Below are 14617 nucleotides of genomic sequence, written 5' to 3'. Positions count from 1 at the left end.
TGAAATGCCACCAAAGCGGTCAGGCCGCCGACACACACGCTCCCCGCGTCCGTATCCGGGTGATCCCTTTGGCAGGTCTCCTGACTTGCGGGTCGATGCGGGGCCGTGCCTTCCCGAGGTTCGATGACCCAGTGGCATATGACGGCCGCGCTCACCGCTAACAGTTGCGGGGGCAGTCACGGATTTGGGGAAATTGCCCCGCACCGCGTTCCCTTAAACGACGAGTCACCCCGTCGAACCAAAGTATGCGTGGCTTATCGCCTGTGCCGTCACCGATCAAGTCGCGAATGCGACCCGCCATTGGGGCCAAGCGTCAAAGTGGTCTTGCAGGCAACAGGGGGGGGCGGTATCGGTTGGGTCTTGCCCGAGCAGCACCGATTGAAGGACGCACCCCATGACCGACACCGCCACCAACCTTGAAAGCTATCGTGTAACCGCCGACGAACTGCGCCAGTTCATCGAACGTATCGAACGTCTGGATGCCGAGAAAAAAGACATCGCCGAGCAGCAAAAAGAGGTGATGGCCGAAGCCAAGGGGCGCGGCTATGACACCAAGGTGATCCGCAAGGTGATCGCGCTGCGCAAACGCGAGCCCGACGACATCGCCGAAGAAGAGGCGGTTCTGGAAATGTACAAAGAAGCGCTTGGCATGAGCTGACGCAGAGGCGGGGCGCGCGCTGGTGCCCCGCCGACTTCGAGGGCGGCTGTTCATCCACCGTTTCCCGCACGGGCCCGATCCCCCCTTTCGCCCTTGTCCCCCATTTGCCTTGCGTGCATCCTGGCTCCGTCTGGTGCCCGCTCGTCGGGAGAATCGGGAATCCGGTGAAACTCCGGGACGTGCCCAACGCTGTAACGGTGATGGCCACGCGCAGATGCCACTGGAGCGATCCGGGAAGGCGCGCGGGCCAGGTGACCCCAAGTCAGAAGACCGGCCAGACAGCACAGCGTGCCCCGCGTGGACGGCAGGGGCGCCGCATAAACGTGTTGTTGGGGATCAAACAATGACGAAATCAACCGCTCTGGCGCAGGCTGCGGCCTTTTCCACTGCCGAACGCGATGCCGTTTACAAGGCCATCTATACCCGCCGCGACGTGCGCGACCAGTTCCTGTCCGATCCGGTGGCCGATGACCTGCTGCGCAGGCTGCTGGACGCGGCCCATCACGCCCCTTCTGTCGGATTCATGCAGCCGTGGAATTTCATCGTGATCCGCGAACAGGACGCCCGCGAACAGGTCTGGCGCGCCTTTCAGCAGGCCAATGACGAGGCCGCCGAAATGTTCGAGGGTGCGCGCCGGTCGACCTACCGGTCCCTCAAGCTGGAGGGCATCCGCAAGGCACCGGTCAACATCTGCGTGACCTGCGACCGCACGCGCGGTGGCGAAGTGGTGCTGGGGCGTACGCATAACCCCAGCATGGACCTCTACAGTACCGTCTGTGCGATCCAGAACCTTTGGCTTGCCGCCCGCGCCGAAGGGATCGGCATGGGCTGGGTCAGCATCTTTCGGGATGCGGACCTGAGGCGTATTCTGGAAATCCCGGACCGGATCGAGATTGTCGGTTATCTGTGTCTCGGCCATGTCGACCAGTTGTATGAAAACCCCGAGCTTGAAGTCAAAGGCTGGAACCGCCGCATGGACCTGGACGCGCTGATCTTTGACGGCAAATGGCAGGGCGATCCCTAGGGGCCAGGCCCTAGGTCACCGACTCATAAGTTCGCAACCAGATCCTGATTGACGCGAGTTGTATGGATGCGAGGAAATTATCATCGCGTTTGTCATATCTTGTTGCTACCGCGCGGAAGTTTTTGAGTTTGTTGAAGAAACGCTCCACTGCGTTGCGTGCTTTGTAACGCTCGCGATCATGCGCGATGACAGGATTGCGTTGCGGCATCGAAGGGATCACGGCTTGCGCCTTCTGTTTGGCGATCAAATCACGGATCGCGTTGCTGTCATAGGCGCGATCCGCCAGCACGCTGCAGCCTTCTTTCAGTCGATCCAGCATCTGCTCTGCCGCGTGTCCATCATAGGCCTGCCCAGCCGTCAGCATGAGCCGGATCGGGCGGCCAAGCGCGTCCACCAAAGCGTGGATTTTCGTTGTCAGCCCGCCCCTTGAGCGACCCAGGCAATCGGATCGCCCCCTTTTTTAGGGCCATTTGCGCCCTGTTGGTGTACCCGGATGGAGGAGCTGTCAATCATTTGCACCTCACCCTCATATGCCTCTGATATTGCTTCAAGAATACGCGCCCAGTGGCCCGCACGCCGCCAGCGGTTGAAGCGGTTCACACAGGTCGTATGCGGCCCGTATCGGGCAGGAATGTCTGCCCAGGGCGCACCAGTCCGCAAGCGCCAGAAGATGCCGTTCAAAACCCGCCGGTCATCCACACGCGGCTTGCCGCGCACCTTCGTCGGCAGCAACGGCTGGATCACCGACCATTCAAAATCTGTCAAATCAAAACGTGCCATTCTCACCTCCACATTTGCCGGAAAGTGAATCACGTTTTCTAAAGTCTGTGAATCCCTTTTATGGGTATGTGACCTAGGGCGCAATCAGGGTCACACCGGGTATGCGCTGGATACGGAAAACATCCTCGTCATAGATTTCCGTCATTTCGTGCACCAGATCGTCGGTCCAGCCGGGCATGTCCAGCTCTTCCTCGATCTCGTCTTCCAGCGCGTATTTGTCGAGAAAGGCCGCAATCACCCGACGTTTTTGCATTTCGGTCATCACGGAATGCGTTTTGAGATAGGCGCGGAACCGCTTCATCCCTTCGGGCGACATGATGTCGCCGAGCAAATCAAAACCGCCGATGATTTTCTCGTTGTGTTCCAGCCCCGCCATCTCGCGGATGATCTCGGCCCAGATCAGTGGCGTATCTTCATTGCACCAGACGGTGATATTCACGTTGGGGGCCGCTTCGCGCACCTCGTTCAGCATGTCCGACCAGCGCACATCGGCGGGATCGGCCACGCCCAGAAAGTCCTCGACACTTTCGCGTGGCGATTCTCCGAAAACCGCAGGCAGGAACGTTGCCGGATTGCGCAGGGCCGTGAACATTTCGATCTGGTCGTGGGGGAACAGCTGGCTCAACTGTACCATGCGCTCGACCGCATTCGGGTAAAGCCGCCCGTTGCGCACACTGGCCAGCGGCGCGCCAAAAATATGCGGATGGCTCAGGATCAGGCGGTCGGCCTCTTCGGCATCCAGAATCGCATCAAGCAACACATCGCGCGCGCCCTCGGCAGGAGCCGTCGTTTTCAGCGCCGCAAAGGTTTCGCGCAACAGTTTGCGGTATCGCGAAGGTCCGGGAACAGCCACACCCCTGCTCGCAAAATCTTCCTTGTTGCGCAGCAGGCATTTCACCAACCGCTCGACTTCGGTGAAATGGGCGCCGGTATGAATGACAATCTGCATGTGTATGTGTTGGGTCCTGTAAGGATCGGCCTATGGTGTTGTTATATCGGTTTTGATCCGCGGGAAAACCATGAAAGACAAAGTGCAGTCTGCCGTGCATTTTGATCTTGCACGTTTCGAACGGGCACAGTAAATGAGCGCCCGAGTGCCCCTATAGCTCAGCTGGTAGAGCAACTGATTTGTAATCAGTAGGTCCGCGGTTCGAGTCCGTGTGGGGGCACCATTTCATCCGTAAAAATCAGTCCTTGGCGTTTCGTCCGAATTCTGGCGTCCGACCGTCCGAGGCAAGCGATGTCGGATCATATCGCTATCATCCCAGCAGCTGGTCTGCGGCATGGGTCACACATGCGGTTGAGGGGCACCTTGGATCTGGAAGTTTTCGCTCAGGTCAGGCACGGCCGTTCGGTCAGACTGTCCTGGAGCTTCAAGCGGCCGACCGGCTGGCCATTCTTGGGGGCCTGCCATCCCTCTCTGGATGGGATCGCGTCAAACATCCGGGTGCCTCCTTAAAGCTTTGGTGCTGGTTGGGTGCCAAGTTTCACTGTGGGGTCCTGCTGGCCTGTCCGGCGCTGTGTGGTGCCCTGTGGTGGCAAGCCGCACAGATGCGCTGCCAGGTAGAGGGTCATATGCGGGTATCGCGGATCCTTACAAACCGTTCAGGCCGCTTTGCGCGAAAGCCACTTGGGCCGCGGATTTGACGCCTGTCACGGCTCAGCCCATGCAGCGGACCGTCGAAGATACAGCCCGCGAAGGTTTACACCAACAATTTGAACAACAGCTGCTGCCGGTTCAAAAATCTGGTTATGAAATTTCCAAAATCTACCTAGGATAGAGTAAATTGATATTGTACGCGTAATCCGTGAGCAGTTTCATGACATCAACCGCCCCAATTGCGCCAATTTTCGATATATAGTTGTCTCAGAAAAAGGCTTGGAGCAGCCAGGAAAAAACCCGACAGCCATAGCGGGAAAACCTTACAAAGCCTTAGTGAAGGACAGTATGTGTTGAGCAAGTACAAGAGTTATCTGGTCTCAAAAGCCTATATTTTGCTGACCGCGCTAGCCCTGGGCAGCGTTGTGGGCATCGGCTATGCCGTGATCAAGCTGGACAGGGACAACCATCTGGCAACCGTGCGCCGAGATCTGGAACAGGATCTTTACACCGCGACGGACCAGATCCAGTTGCGCTTTTTCGAAGCGGTTCTGGTGGCCAAACACATTGAAAACCTCCTGAACGCCTCAACAGAGGTGAACGAAGCAGAGATTTCCCGCTTTGTCGCTGACCTGCAATTGCGCAATCCGGGTGTCCGGGCCGTGGCTCTTGCCCCTGGATTGGAAGTGACCCACAGCTTTCCGATCACAGGCAATCGGAAAACGATTGGCCTGAAATACTGGCAGGTGCCCGAACAGATGGCCAGTGTGGCACAGGCCTATCGTCGGCAAAGCCCGATCGTCGACGGCCCGGTGCCGCTGGTGCAAGGGGGCACGGGCTATATCCTGCGCTATCCTGTTTTTATGCCCAACCCATCGACCAACGTTGAACAGTTCTGGGGCGTCATTTCGATTGTCATCTCGGCGGACGGACTTCTTAGCGCCCAGCGACACGATTTTGGCGATACCGAGAAATACAGCTTCAGCCTGCGTGAAATCCAGGCTTCGGCCACGTCTCCTATCGGCGTGCGGGACGATGCCGGACCGTTGAACGCGCGGCCGGTGACGACAGAGTTCAAAATGCTGGGCAGCACATGGCGGGCGACGGGCCGTCCCACGGGTGGATGGCCGTCTTACTCCCCGCAGAGCCCCTATCTGCTGGCCTTTGTGCTTTTTCTGGCGGTTATTCTGGTCGGCGTGCTGTTGATCATCCGCAGATTCGCATCGGAAAAGGAAAGCGCGCGCGCACTCTTGGCCGAGTCCATTGGCTGTCTAAACGAGGGCTTCATCGCCTTTGACGACCACGAGCGGATGATGTTGGTGAACGAAAAATATCTCGAGTACTACCCCGAGATCGGCCCCCTGATCGCACCCGGAATGACGATGAAGGAATTGTTGGCGCATTCGGTCAAGAACCAGCCCGGCGTGACCACAATCGAAGACGAAAACACATGGATTGCAGAACGGCTTGAGCGGTTCCGAAATCCGGGCGTGTCCTTTTCGGAGGCTGCTGCTGGCAACCGCTGGCTGAAAGTGACCGAAGCCAAGACACCGCACGGCTATACGGTGGGCATTTCAACCGACGTCACCGCCGAGCAACGTGCCCTGAAGGCTGCAGAGGCCGCAGACCGCGAAAAGACGGAATTCCTCAACAATGTCTCGCACGAGTTGCGCACCCCGCTGACCGTGATTTCGGGGCGCGCATCGTTTCTGCACAACAGCGAAAGATTGCCCCAGTCCAGAAGCCTCGCCGCCGCCTTGGAGAATGCTGCGCCCGCCGATGGCACGGTGACCACGGCAGTGGCCAACTTTCAGCGGTTCGTATCGGAACAGAGTGCAGGCATTGAGAATTCCGCAAAGCACATGCTGCGTTTGGTCGAAGATTTGCTGGATTGGACCCGGGTTGCGCGGGGTCAGCTCGAACTGGACCTGGAGCGGATCGAGGTCACCGACCTTGGCAGGTCCGTCGTCGATGACCTGCGCTCCGATGCCGAAGCAAAAGGGCTGACATTAACCTATTCCGAAGACGGACCGGCGCAGGCGATGGCCGACACGATCAGGCTGAAACAGATCCTGTACAACCTGATCTCGAACGCCATCAAGTTCACCGACACAGGCAACATTCACCTGTCAATCGAGCAAATGGGCGACCAGATCGTGTTCAGCGTGGCAGACACCGGATGCGGCATCGCGCAAGATAATCTGGAACGGGTGTTCCAGCGGTTCCAGCAGGTCGACGGGTCGATGTCACGCCAGAAGGGCGGATTGGGCCTGGGGTTGGCCATCGCCGAACAACTGGCGGTGCTGCACGGCGGTGCCCTCTCTTTGGAAAGCGAACTGGGCAAAGGCAGCACGTTCCGTCTGACCCTGACGCGGGCAGAAGCGGCCTTCCAGCGGACTGCTTGAACAACCGGTTGGTGGCAGGGTCATGACGCGCCGTGGCTGTCCTTGTTGTGAATTCTCATCACGTTGTTCATTCGGGTCTCCCTGAGAAGCTGAGGCTGCCGACGACCGAAGCTGATCAGGGAGACCCGAATGAACATGCACCAGAATGTGTGTGGGCAAGTCCCATTGCCACCGCCCGGTGGTGATGAAAGTGATGTGATGCCTGCCAAAGCACAGGCAGGATGTGCCCTGCAAATCTGACGGTGCGCCAAATGGGCGCTGCATCTCGCAAAGTCCTGGAAAACATGAATAAGAAGCAAAGTGGTGGGCGACCCTGGAATCGAACCAGGCGTGCGTCTCCGCGAGGGAGTTACAGTCCCCTGCCACACCTTGCGGCCTGTCGCCCACTTTCGCCCATCTGCATTGCGCTGGGCGTGGGGGCGTGATTACAAGCGGTCCCAAAGGGCGTCAAGGCAGAATATCGCCTTTTGCCCAGGTTCGTGAAAAGACATGGACGCAGGTTCTGCGCTGCGCGCATATATTGATGAGGGTCGGCGATGAATAAAGTGAAAAAACCCAAGTGGGTGGTGGCAAAGGAACAGGCCAAGAAGGTCGAAGCCGCCACGACGGTCTGGCTGTTCGGGCTGCATGCGGTGCGCGATGCGCTTGTGAACCCCAAACGCGAGAAACTGCGTCTGATCGTGACGCTGAATGCGCACAACAAGCTGGCCGAGGCGATTGCAGAGGCGGGGATCGAACCGGAAATCGTCGATCCGCGCAGCTTCAAGGCACCGCTGGACCCCGGATCGGTGCATCAGGGCGCTGCGATGGAGGTCAAGCCGCTGGAATGGGGCAGGCTGGCTGATGTGGCCATCGGCGCGGAAGTGCCGCGGGTGATTCTGCTGGACCGTGTGACCGACCCGCATAACGTCGGTGCGATTCTGCGTTCGGCAGAAGTGCTGGGCGCTTCGGCCGTGATCGGCACGCGCCACCATTCGGCCCCCGAAACCGGCGCGCTGGCCAAAACCGCCAGCGGGGCGCTGGAACGCCAGCCCTATCTGCGAGTGCGCAATCTGGCCGATGCCATCACCGAACTGCAGGGCATGGGCTATCTGGTGCTGGGGCTGGACGGCGAGGCCGAGCAGACCATCGAGGCCGCCGTTGCAGGGCGCAAAGCGGGGCCTGTGGCGCTGGTGCTGGGGGCAGAGGGGCCGGGGCTGCGTGAAAAGACCAAAGAGACCTGTGACGCGCTGGTACGAATTGACGCAAGCGGCGGGTTTGGGTCGCTCAATGTCTCGAATGCTGCGGCTTTGGCCCTATATGCCACCAAGGCACGCAGCTGAGGCAGAAGGCAGTTTATGGGGTATCCGACCAAGATCGCGACCTGTTGTTATTGCGGGACGCGGGCCGCGCTGGTGTTGGATCGGGCGCGTCATGAACTGAGCTGCGCGCAATGCGGCGCGCCGTTGCACGACCTCAAGATGCTGCGTGTGGAACGCGACGTGGCCCCGGCGCAACCGCAGCCGGTTGCAAGCGCCAAGGTTAAGAAATCCAAACACCGGCGCAAACCCAAGCGTAAAAAGGCATTCGGGTTCAAGAAACTGGTGGAAGAGGTCTTTGACCTGGTCGACGATATTCTGGACTGATCGGCCTGAAATGCGGGTTTTGAGCGAAATTTGGCTCAAGGATTTATCTTTCGTTCACACAATTGAGAGACGGTCTTCATAACCCGAAAGAAGTTATTATCTGATGGGTACAGGCAGCAGGTCTGGAACTCCTGTCGCCCCAAGCACTGTCCCTCGTTCCGTACCTTGCGTCCCAGGCCAACCGGCTTTGGGGCGCTTTTTTTATGCTGCGAACCGGTGTAGGACAACGGCAGGCAAGGAGTGGTTATGCATTATTCGGATGATCTGCTGAAGGACGTGCTGAAACGCACCAAGGTGATCGCGGTGGTGGGGGTGTCGACCAATCCGGTGCGACCCAGCTATTATGTGGCGCGCTATCTGTCGTTGCGCGGGTATCGGGTGATCGGTGTGAACCCCGGCGCTGCGGGGCAGATGCTGTTTGGTCAGAAGATCGTGGCGGGGTTGGCGGACATCGACGCCCCCGTGGACATGGTTGATATTTTTCGCCGCTCCGACGCTGTGCCGGCCATTGTGGATGAGGCGCTGGAGGTGTTCCCGGACCTGGGCACGATCTGGATGCAGATCGGCGTGGAACATGGCCCAGCAGCCGCCAAGGCCGAAGCGCGGGGGATCACGGTGATCCAGAACCGCTGTCCCAAGATCGAATATCAGCGGTTGTTCGGTGAATTGCGCATGGGCGGGTTCGCCACCGGCATCATCAGCTCGAAACTGTGAGCGGGCGGGGGCGCTGCCAGAGTGCGGGGCGCTGCCCCGTCGCTGGCGCGACTCCCCGGGATATTTGGGGCCAAAAGAAGCCTAGCGCGATGCCTTTTCCGCGAGGCCGGATTGCGACTGGCGGCGGGCCAGTTCGGCCAGCACATCGTCCAGCGGCACATCGCGCGCGGCCAGCATGACCAGCAGGTGATAGAGCACGTCGGCGGCCTCGGAGGTCAGGGCGGGTTTGTCGTCGCGGATGGCTTCGATGATCGCCTCTATCGCTTCTTCCCCGAACTTCTCGGCGCATTTTTCCGGCCCCTTGGCCAGCAATTGCGCGGTCCAGCTGCTGGACGGGTCGGCGGATTTGCGGGCGAGGATCGTCGCATAGAGGTCGTTCAGCGTCATGTCAGCCTCATGTTCAGGCCCGCGGCGGCCATATGCTGTTTCGCTTCGGCGATGGTGTAGGTGCCAAAGTGAAAGATCGAGGCGGCCAGCACAGCTGAGGCATGGCCTTCGCGCACGCCGTCAACCAGGTGGTCCAGCGTGCCGACCCCGCCCGAGGCAATCACGGGGACAGACACGGCATCGGCTATGGCGCGGGTCAGGGGCAGGTTGAAGCCCTGTTTGGTGCCGTCGCGGTCCATCGAGGTCAGCAGGATTTCACCCGCGCCCTTTTCGGCAGCGAGAATCGCGAATTCCACCGCGTCGATGCCCGTGGGCTTGCGTCCGCCGTGGGTGAAGATTTCCCAGCGGCCCGGCTCCACCGTTTTGGCGTCGATGGCGCAGACGATGCACTGGCTGCCAAACCGGTCGGCGGCGCGGGCCAGCACGTCGGGGTCGGCCACGGCGGCGGAATTGAAGCTGACCTTGTCCGCGCCCGCCAGCAGCAGGTCGCGCACATCTTCCGAGGTGCGCACGCCACCGCCGACGGTCAGCGGGATGTAACAGGCCTCGGCGGTGCGGCGGACCACGTCGAACATGGTGCCACGGTTTTCGTGGGTGGCGTGGATGTCGAGAAAGCACAGCTCGTCCGCGCCGGCGGCGTCATAGGCGCGCGCGGCATCGACAGGGTCGCCTGCGTCCACCAGATCGACAAAATTCACGCCTTTGACCACACGGCCATCGGCAACATCAAGGCAGGGGATGATGCGGGTTTTCAACATGGGGTTGCTATAGGCGCGCGCGCGGCGTGGGGCAAGCCCGCCGCTCAGTCCTGCGCCAGAACCTTGAGCGCTTGTGCCAGATCAATCGCCCCGTCATACAGCGCGCGGCCCGAAATTGCACCCGAGATCACGCCGGTGGCCTTGAGCGCCTGCAGGTCCTGCAAGGAGGACACGCCACCCGAGGCAATCACCGGGATCGACACGGCGCGGGCCAGATCGGCGGTGGCGTCCACGTTGGGCCCGCCCATCGCGCCGTCGCGCATGATGTCGGTATAGATGATCGCGGCGACGCCTGCGTCCTCGAAGGACTTGGCAAGGTCGGTGACCATCACATCGGTTTCCTCGGCCCAGCCCTTGGTCGCCACCCGCCCGTTGCGCGCGTCGATGCCAACGGCGACCTGATCGGGAAAGGCACGGGCGGCTTCGCGCACCAGATCGGGGTTTTCCACCGCCACGGTGCCCAGAATCACCCGCGCCAGCCCCTTGTCCAGCCAGCTTTCGATGGTGGCCATGTCGCGGATGCCGCCGCCCAGCTGGGCCGGTACGGGGCAGGCCTCGAGGATCGCCTCGACGGGGGCGGCGTTGACCGGCTGGCCTGCAAAGGCGCCGTTCAGATCGACCAGATGCAGCCAGGTGCAGCCCGCATCGACAAAGGCACGCGCCTGCGCGGCCGGGTCGTCGTTGAACACGGTGGATTTGTCCATATCGCCATGCACCAGACGCACGGCCTGACCGTCTTTGAGATCAATTGCGGGGTAGAGGATCATGAGGGCACCTTTCGTTTGGCAGTGCTTTGGCACGGGTCCGGCGGATTTGCAACGCGACCTTAGGAAACCCTTGCCATCAGGGGGCGGCGTGCATCAATGTGATTGGCGAAACAGGAGGAACAAAAGATGAAACGCTTTATCATAGCTGCGGCGATAGGTGTGGTCATGGCGGGTGCGGCAATGGCAGAACCGGTGCTGGGGACGTGGAAGACACAGGTGGATGATGGCGCCTATGCCTATGTCGAATTCACGCCCTGCGGGGCGTCGCTGTGCGCCACCATCGCAAAAACCTTTAACGACACCGGCGAATACAAGTCCCCCAATCTGGGCAAGAAACTTGTCTGGGACATGAAGGCCGACGGCGGCGGTAACTATAGCGGTGGTACCATTTGGCAGCCTTCCACCGGCAAGGAATACCGCTCGAAGATGGTGCTTTCTGGGAATACATTGAAGGTGTCGGGCTGCGTCGGTCCGTTCTGCAAGAAACAGACATGGAGCCGTGTGAAATAATCGCCGCAATCTTGGTGAGATACGCAATCCGGCCCTGTAAAGTGGCCGGATTTTTTCATGCGAACTGCAATTTCAGGCAGCATTCCGCGCCGTTTTTTCCAGCCGGACGACCAGCCTTCACAAGAACGTCTTGAACAGGTGCGAGACGGGTCTAAGTGATAGGTTAACCTTTGTGTGCAGCGCCCGATTCGGGCCCGGCCAGATCAGGGTGTTCTCTCCAGAAGGAGTGTGGTTGATGCTTGCGATGTCCAGACCCCGTGCCGATGCATTTGAGCGTTTTGGCTCTGTCGTAGCGGGCGGATCGCTGGCGCTGGCCATGTGGGCGGGCGCGGCGCAGGCCGGTTCTCCCGTGGGCACATGGAAAACCCAGCCCGACAAGAAGGGGCAGACCGCTTATGTGGTGGCCAAGCCTTGTGGCAATGCGATTTGCGGCACGATGACGCGCGCCTTTGATGCGCAGGGCAACGAGATCAGTCACCCCAACATCGGCAAACAACTGTTCTGGAATATGGTCCCACAGGGTGACGGTTTTGCGGGCCGTGCCTATGTGCCCGCGCACAAGCGGGAATATGGCGGCACGCTTAAGGTGTCGGGTCAGACGATGACGGTAAAAGGCTGTCTTGGCCCCGTCTGTCAAAGCCAGACGTGGCGCAGGATCGACTGAACCTGGGGTCCAGACCCTAAGGCGCCCACCGCAGGAAATTCGCAATCATCTGCAAGCCGGTGTGCTGGCTTTTCTCGGGGTGGAACTGCATTCCCAGCATGGTGCCGGTGCCAATCACGGCGGTAACATCGCCGCCATAGTCCACATGCGCCAGACGCTGCGCGGGGTCGGCGACCTGAAAATGATAGGAATGCACGAAATAGGCGTGGTCGCCGGTGTTGATGCCGTCGAAAACGGGGTGGGGGGTGTTCAGCACCAGATCGTTCCAGCCCATGTGCGGCACCTTCAGCGTCGGATCGTCGGGGGTGATCGCCACCACCTCGCCGCCGATCCAGTCCAGCCCCGGCGTGTCGCGGTATTCGCGGCCCAGTGTCGCCATCAGCTGCATCCCGACGCAGATGCCCAGAAAGGGGCGCGCCTTGACCTCGACCGCCTCTTGCAGGGCCGCCAGCAGGCCGGAATGGCCGCTCAGCTCCGCCCAGCAGGCCGGAAAGGCGCCGTCGCCGGGCAGCACGATACGGTCAGCCTTGGCCACCACGTCGGCGTCTGATGTGACACAGACGGTGCCGCCACCGGTTTCGTTTGCCACGCGCTCGAATGCCTTGTGGGCCGAATGCAGGTTGCCGCTGTCGTAATCAATGATCGCCGTCAGCACGTTACAGCGCACCTTTGGTCGACGGAATCGCATCGGCCTTGCGCGGGTCGGTTTCAACCGCCTGACGCAGGGCGCGCGCGACCGATTTGAACGCGGCCTCGGCGATGTGGTGGCTGTTCAGGCCGTGCAGCATGTCGACGTGCAGGGTGATGCCGCCGTGGGTGGCGAATGCGGTGAAGAATTCGCGCACCAGCTCGGTGTCGAAGCTGCCGATCTTTGCCGTCGGCAGGTCCACGTTCCAGATCAGGAAGGGCCGTGCCGACAGGTCCAGCGCGGTGCGCACCAGCGCGTCGTCCATCGGCAGCAGGCAACTGCCGTAGCGGACGATGCCACGCTTGTCACCCAGCGCCTGCGCCAGTGCCTGACCCAGCGCGATGCCGGTGTCCTCGACCGTGTGGTGATCGTCGATGTGCAAATCGCCCTTGGCGCGGATCGTCATGTCGATCAGCGAGTGGCGCGCCAGCTGGTCCAGCATGTGATCAAAGAACCCGATGCCGGTCTGGTTGTCATAGGAACCGGTGCCATCCAGGTTGATGGTGACCGAAATATCGGTTTCCGCCGTCTGACGGGTGATGGTCGCACTGCGCATTTTGGGCCTCACATGACTGCGTCGCCCTTATAGGCGCAGGATTTGCGCAGGCCAAGAGCGCGCGGCAGGGATTGCGCAGGGCGGTGTATTTGTGCCAGCAATACAACCACATCAACCGCCCCGGAGGCCCTATGTCCACATGTGTTTTCATCCAGATCCAGTGCAAGCCGGGAACGACCTATAAGGTGGCCAAGGAGATCGCCCTGCGCGAGATCCATTCGGAACTGTATTCGACCAGCGGCCACTACGAGCTGATGATGAAGGCCTATATTCCCGAAGGCGAGGACGTGGGCAAATATATCAACGATCATTTGCTGGACATCGAGGGGATCGAGCGGTCGCTGACCACGATGACGTTCAAGGCGTTTTAAGACGGGTTATGAACGCCAGGTCCGAACACAACGTGACCTTGCCAAAGAGGGCAGCGCCTGACCGCGGGTGGGCATCGCAACATCGATGGTTACCACATTATTTCTAATCTTTGGCGTGGCGGTGCTGCGCACCTTGTTCCGGGCTTTGGTGGAAGACAGCGGCGCTTGGTGTTGCGCTGATCGGTTAAAATGGCGCTAGAGGTCCAGCACCACCCCATGAACTGCCGCCAGATCGACCTGCTCTCGCGTGACCGGCCGATAGGACACAAACTCGCTGCCGGTACAGTGTGGCAGGCCCAACGCGGCAATCAGCGGCGCATCATAGTGGCCGGACAGCAGCGCGATGCCTTCGCGCGCCAGCAGGTCGCGGGTGCCGCGTCCCTTGTCCGAGCGTATGCGGCGCATGAAATCCTGTTGCTGGGCCACCGCTTCGACCACGTCGCGGGTGATGGGCTTGCCCTGAATGTGCCGGAACAGCGCCGCCATGCGCTGATTGCCCGAGGCGCCTGCGAAAATCTGCGGGACAATCTCGGGCGGCACGGTGCGCCAGAAGTTTGCCGGATAGGGATGATGGCGCAGCAGCCACAGGATATTGGCAAAGCCTTGGGCTGAAACGCTTTTCTTGGCGTCCTTGTTCTGGCCGGCGGTCAGATAGTCAGGCCGCGCCACGATCAGCCCCAGATAGCATTGCGCGCGCACCTCGTCGGCGGCGACCAGAATGCAAGGGTGGTCTATCGCCTCGGTCGGGATCATCCAGTTGCTGCCCATGGTGTTCTTGATGTCGACATCATGGCCCTGAACAACGGTGTCCAGCTTGCCCCGTTGCAGGCGCAGCATGGCGCGCAGTTCGATTTCGACCCGCGTGCCGATATAGGTTTTCTCGGTCTTTTCCAGTTCCTCGTACGACCGCCGCCCCGTCTTGGGCGTCATGATCACATCATCGACACAGCGGCGCAGCATGGCGGCGAATTGTGTGGCCAGCGTCTCGGGGCCGCCTGCACGCGCGGTGATGTCGGCGGCGATGGTGGACAGCAGCGCGTGATCGCGGTGGTCCGGGGTGACGATGCTGTCGGGAAGCGACTGTTTCACAGGTCTAGGGCAGGGACGGGG

The 14617-nt window shown here is 60.5% G+C and carries 16 protein-coding genes, 2 tRNA genes, 1 pseudogene and 2 riboswitches; of the genes and pseudogenes, 10 read left to right on the top strand and 9 right to left on the bottom strand.

Annotated features, from left to right (window positions below; all coding sequences use genetic code 11):
* Positions 1-52 precede the first annotated feature (52 nt).
* Positions 53-258: riboswitch (cobalamin riboswitch) on the bottom strand.
* A gap of 136 nt (positions 259-394) precedes the next feature.
* Positions 395-658, top strand: a complete 264-nt coding sequence (locus tag DSM107133_RS12395) for a DUF2312 domain-containing protein (protein ID WP_114292255.1) — start codon at positions 395-397, stop codon at positions 656-658.
* Positions 659-772: 114 nt separating this feature from the next.
* Positions 773-952, top strand: a riboswitch (cobalamin riboswitch).
* Positions 953-1001: 49 nt separating this feature from the next.
* On the top strand, positions 1002-1682 hold the full coding sequence (bluB, locus tag DSM107133_RS12390) for a 5,6-dimethylbenzimidazole synthase (RefSeq protein ID WP_114292256.1): 681 nt from the start codon (positions 1002-1004) through the stop codon (positions 1680-1682).
* 10 nt (positions 1683-1692) lie between these two features.
* Here the strand turns inward: bluB and DSM107133_RS12385 are convergent.
* Positions 1693-2468: pseudogene (locus DSM107133_RS12385) on the bottom strand (IS5 family transposase).
* Positions 2469-2535: 67 nt separating this feature from the next.
* On the bottom strand, positions 2536-3411 hold the full coding sequence (locus DSM107133_RS12380) for a hypothetical protein (RefSeq protein ID WP_114294516.1): 876 nt from the start codon (positions 3409-3411) through the stop codon (positions 2536-2538).
* Between the two features lie 147 nt (positions 3412-3558).
* Here DSM107133_RS12380 and DSM107133_RS12375 point away from each other — a divergent pair.
* Both DSM107133_RS12375 and DSM107133_RS12370 read left to right on the top strand, forming a co-directional pair.
* A tRNA-Thr gene (locus tag DSM107133_RS12375) sits at positions 3559-3634 on the top strand.
* 778 nt (positions 3635-4412) lie between these two features.
* Positions 4413-6467, top strand: a complete 2055-nt coding sequence (locus DSM107133_RS12370; RefSeq protein WP_114294515.1) for an ATP-binding protein — start codon at positions 4413-4415, stop codon at positions 6465-6467.
* A 301-nt stretch (positions 6468-6768) separates the two neighbouring features.
* Here the strand turns inward: DSM107133_RS12370 and DSM107133_RS12365 are convergent.
* Positions 6769-6852, bottom strand: a tRNA-Tyr gene (locus tag DSM107133_RS12365).
* A gap of 151 nt (positions 6853-7003) precedes the next feature.
* On the opposite strand from DSM107133_RS12365, the gene rlmB reads away from it, so the two are divergent.
* The 3 genes from rlmB to DSM107133_RS12350 all read left to right on the top strand — a co-directional run bounded on the left by rlmB (position 7004) and on the right by DSM107133_RS12350 (position 8806).
* A complete protein-coding gene (gene rlmB / locus DSM107133_RS12360; RefSeq protein WP_114294514.1) occupies positions 7004-7789 on the top strand; it encodes a 23S rRNA (guanosine(2251)-2'-O)-methyltransferase RlmB in 786 nt (261 codons plus the stop codon).
* Positions 7790-7804: 15 nt separating this feature from the next.
* Positions 7805-8092, top strand: a complete 288-nt coding sequence (locus DSM107133_RS12355) for a hypothetical protein (protein ID WP_114294513.1) — start codon at positions 7805-7807, stop codon at positions 8090-8092.
* A 246-nt stretch (positions 8093-8338) separates the two neighbouring features.
* Positions 8339-8806 carry a CoA-binding protein gene (locus tag DSM107133_RS12350; protein ID WP_114294512.1) on the top strand — a complete coding sequence of 156 codons (468 nt, stop codon included), beginning with the start codon at positions 8339-8341 and terminating at the stop codon, positions 8804-8806.
* Between the two features lie 81 nt (positions 8807-8887).
* Here the strand turns inward: DSM107133_RS12350 and DSM107133_RS12345 are convergent, their stop codons facing one another.
* The 3 genes from DSM107133_RS12345 to hisA are packed head-to-tail and all read right to left on the bottom strand — an operon-like array spanning position 8888 to position 10718.
* Entirely contained in the window at positions 8888-9193 is a 306-nt protein-coding gene (locus tag DSM107133_RS12345; RefSeq protein WP_114294511.1) for a phosphoribosyl-ATP diphosphatase, read from the bottom strand.
* Positions 9190-9951, bottom strand: a complete 762-nt coding sequence (gene hisF / locus DSM107133_RS12340; protein WP_114294510.1) for an imidazole glycerol phosphate synthase subunit HisF — start codon at positions 9949-9951, stop codon at positions 9190-9192. The genes DSM107133_RS12345 and hisF overlap by 4 nt, the downstream gene beginning before the upstream one ends.
* A gap of 44 nt (positions 9952-9995) precedes the next feature.
* On the bottom strand, positions 9996-10718 hold the full coding sequence (hisA, locus tag DSM107133_RS12335) for a 1-(5-phosphoribosyl)-5-[(5-phosphoribosylamino)methylideneamino]imidazole-4-carboxamide isomerase (protein WP_114294509.1): 723 nt from the start codon (positions 10716-10718) through the stop codon (positions 9996-9998).
* Positions 10719-10844: 126 nt separating this feature from the next.
* Here hisA and DSM107133_RS12330 point away from each other — a divergent pair, with 126 nt between their 5' ends.
* Both DSM107133_RS12330 and DSM107133_RS12325 read left to right on the top strand, forming a co-directional pair.
* Complete coding sequence (locus tag DSM107133_RS12330; protein WP_114294508.1) at positions 10845-11228, top strand: DUF2147 domain-containing protein; 384 nt, start codon at positions 10845-10847, stop codon at positions 11226-11228.
* A gap of 235 nt (positions 11229-11463) precedes the next feature.
* Positions 11464-11892: a DUF2147 domain-containing protein gene (locus tag DSM107133_RS12325; RefSeq protein WP_114294507.1), complete on the top strand. Its 429-nt coding sequence runs from the start codon at positions 11464-11466 to the stop codon at positions 11890-11892.
* A gap of 16 nt (positions 11893-11908) precedes the next feature.
* Here DSM107133_RS12325 and hisH read toward each other — a convergent pair whose 3' ends face one another.
* The gene (gene hisH / locus DSM107133_RS12320; RefSeq protein ID WP_114294506.1) at positions 11909-12547 is read right to left on the bottom strand and encodes an imidazole glycerol phosphate synthase subunit HisH; all 639 of its coding nucleotides are present in this window, start codon (positions 12545-12547) and stop codon (positions 11909-11911) included.
* Position 12548: 1 nt separating this feature from the next.
* Positions 12549-13136, bottom strand: coding sequence for an imidazoleglycerol-phosphate dehydratase HisB (gene hisB / locus DSM107133_RS12315; protein ID WP_114294505.1), 588 nt, complete (start codon positions 13134-13136; stop codon positions 12549-12551).
* Between the two features lie 131 nt (positions 13137-13267).
* Between hisB and DSM107133_RS12310 the strand changes: the two genes are divergently transcribed.
* Positions 13268-13507, top strand: a complete 240-nt coding sequence (locus DSM107133_RS12310; protein WP_028956017.1) for an Lrp/AsnC ligand binding domain-containing protein — start codon at positions 13268-13270, stop codon at positions 13505-13507.
* 195 nt (positions 13508-13702) lie between these two features.
* On the opposite strand, the gene DSM107133_RS12305 is transcribed toward DSM107133_RS12310, so the two are convergent.
* Complete coding sequence (locus DSM107133_RS12305; protein WP_114294504.1) at positions 13703-14596, bottom strand: NaeI family type II restriction endonuclease; 894 nt, start codon at positions 14594-14596, stop codon at positions 13703-13705.
* Positions 14597-14617 lie beyond the last annotated feature (21 nt).

It is taken from the genome of Pseudosulfitobacter sp. DSM 107133 (assembly GCF_022788695.1).
GTDB lineage: Bacteria > Pseudomonadota > Alphaproteobacteria > Rhodobacterales > Rhodobacteraceae > Pseudosulfitobacter.
Note: the sequence above shows the minus strand (reverse complement) of the source record. Positions and strands in the feature narration are given on the sequence as shown.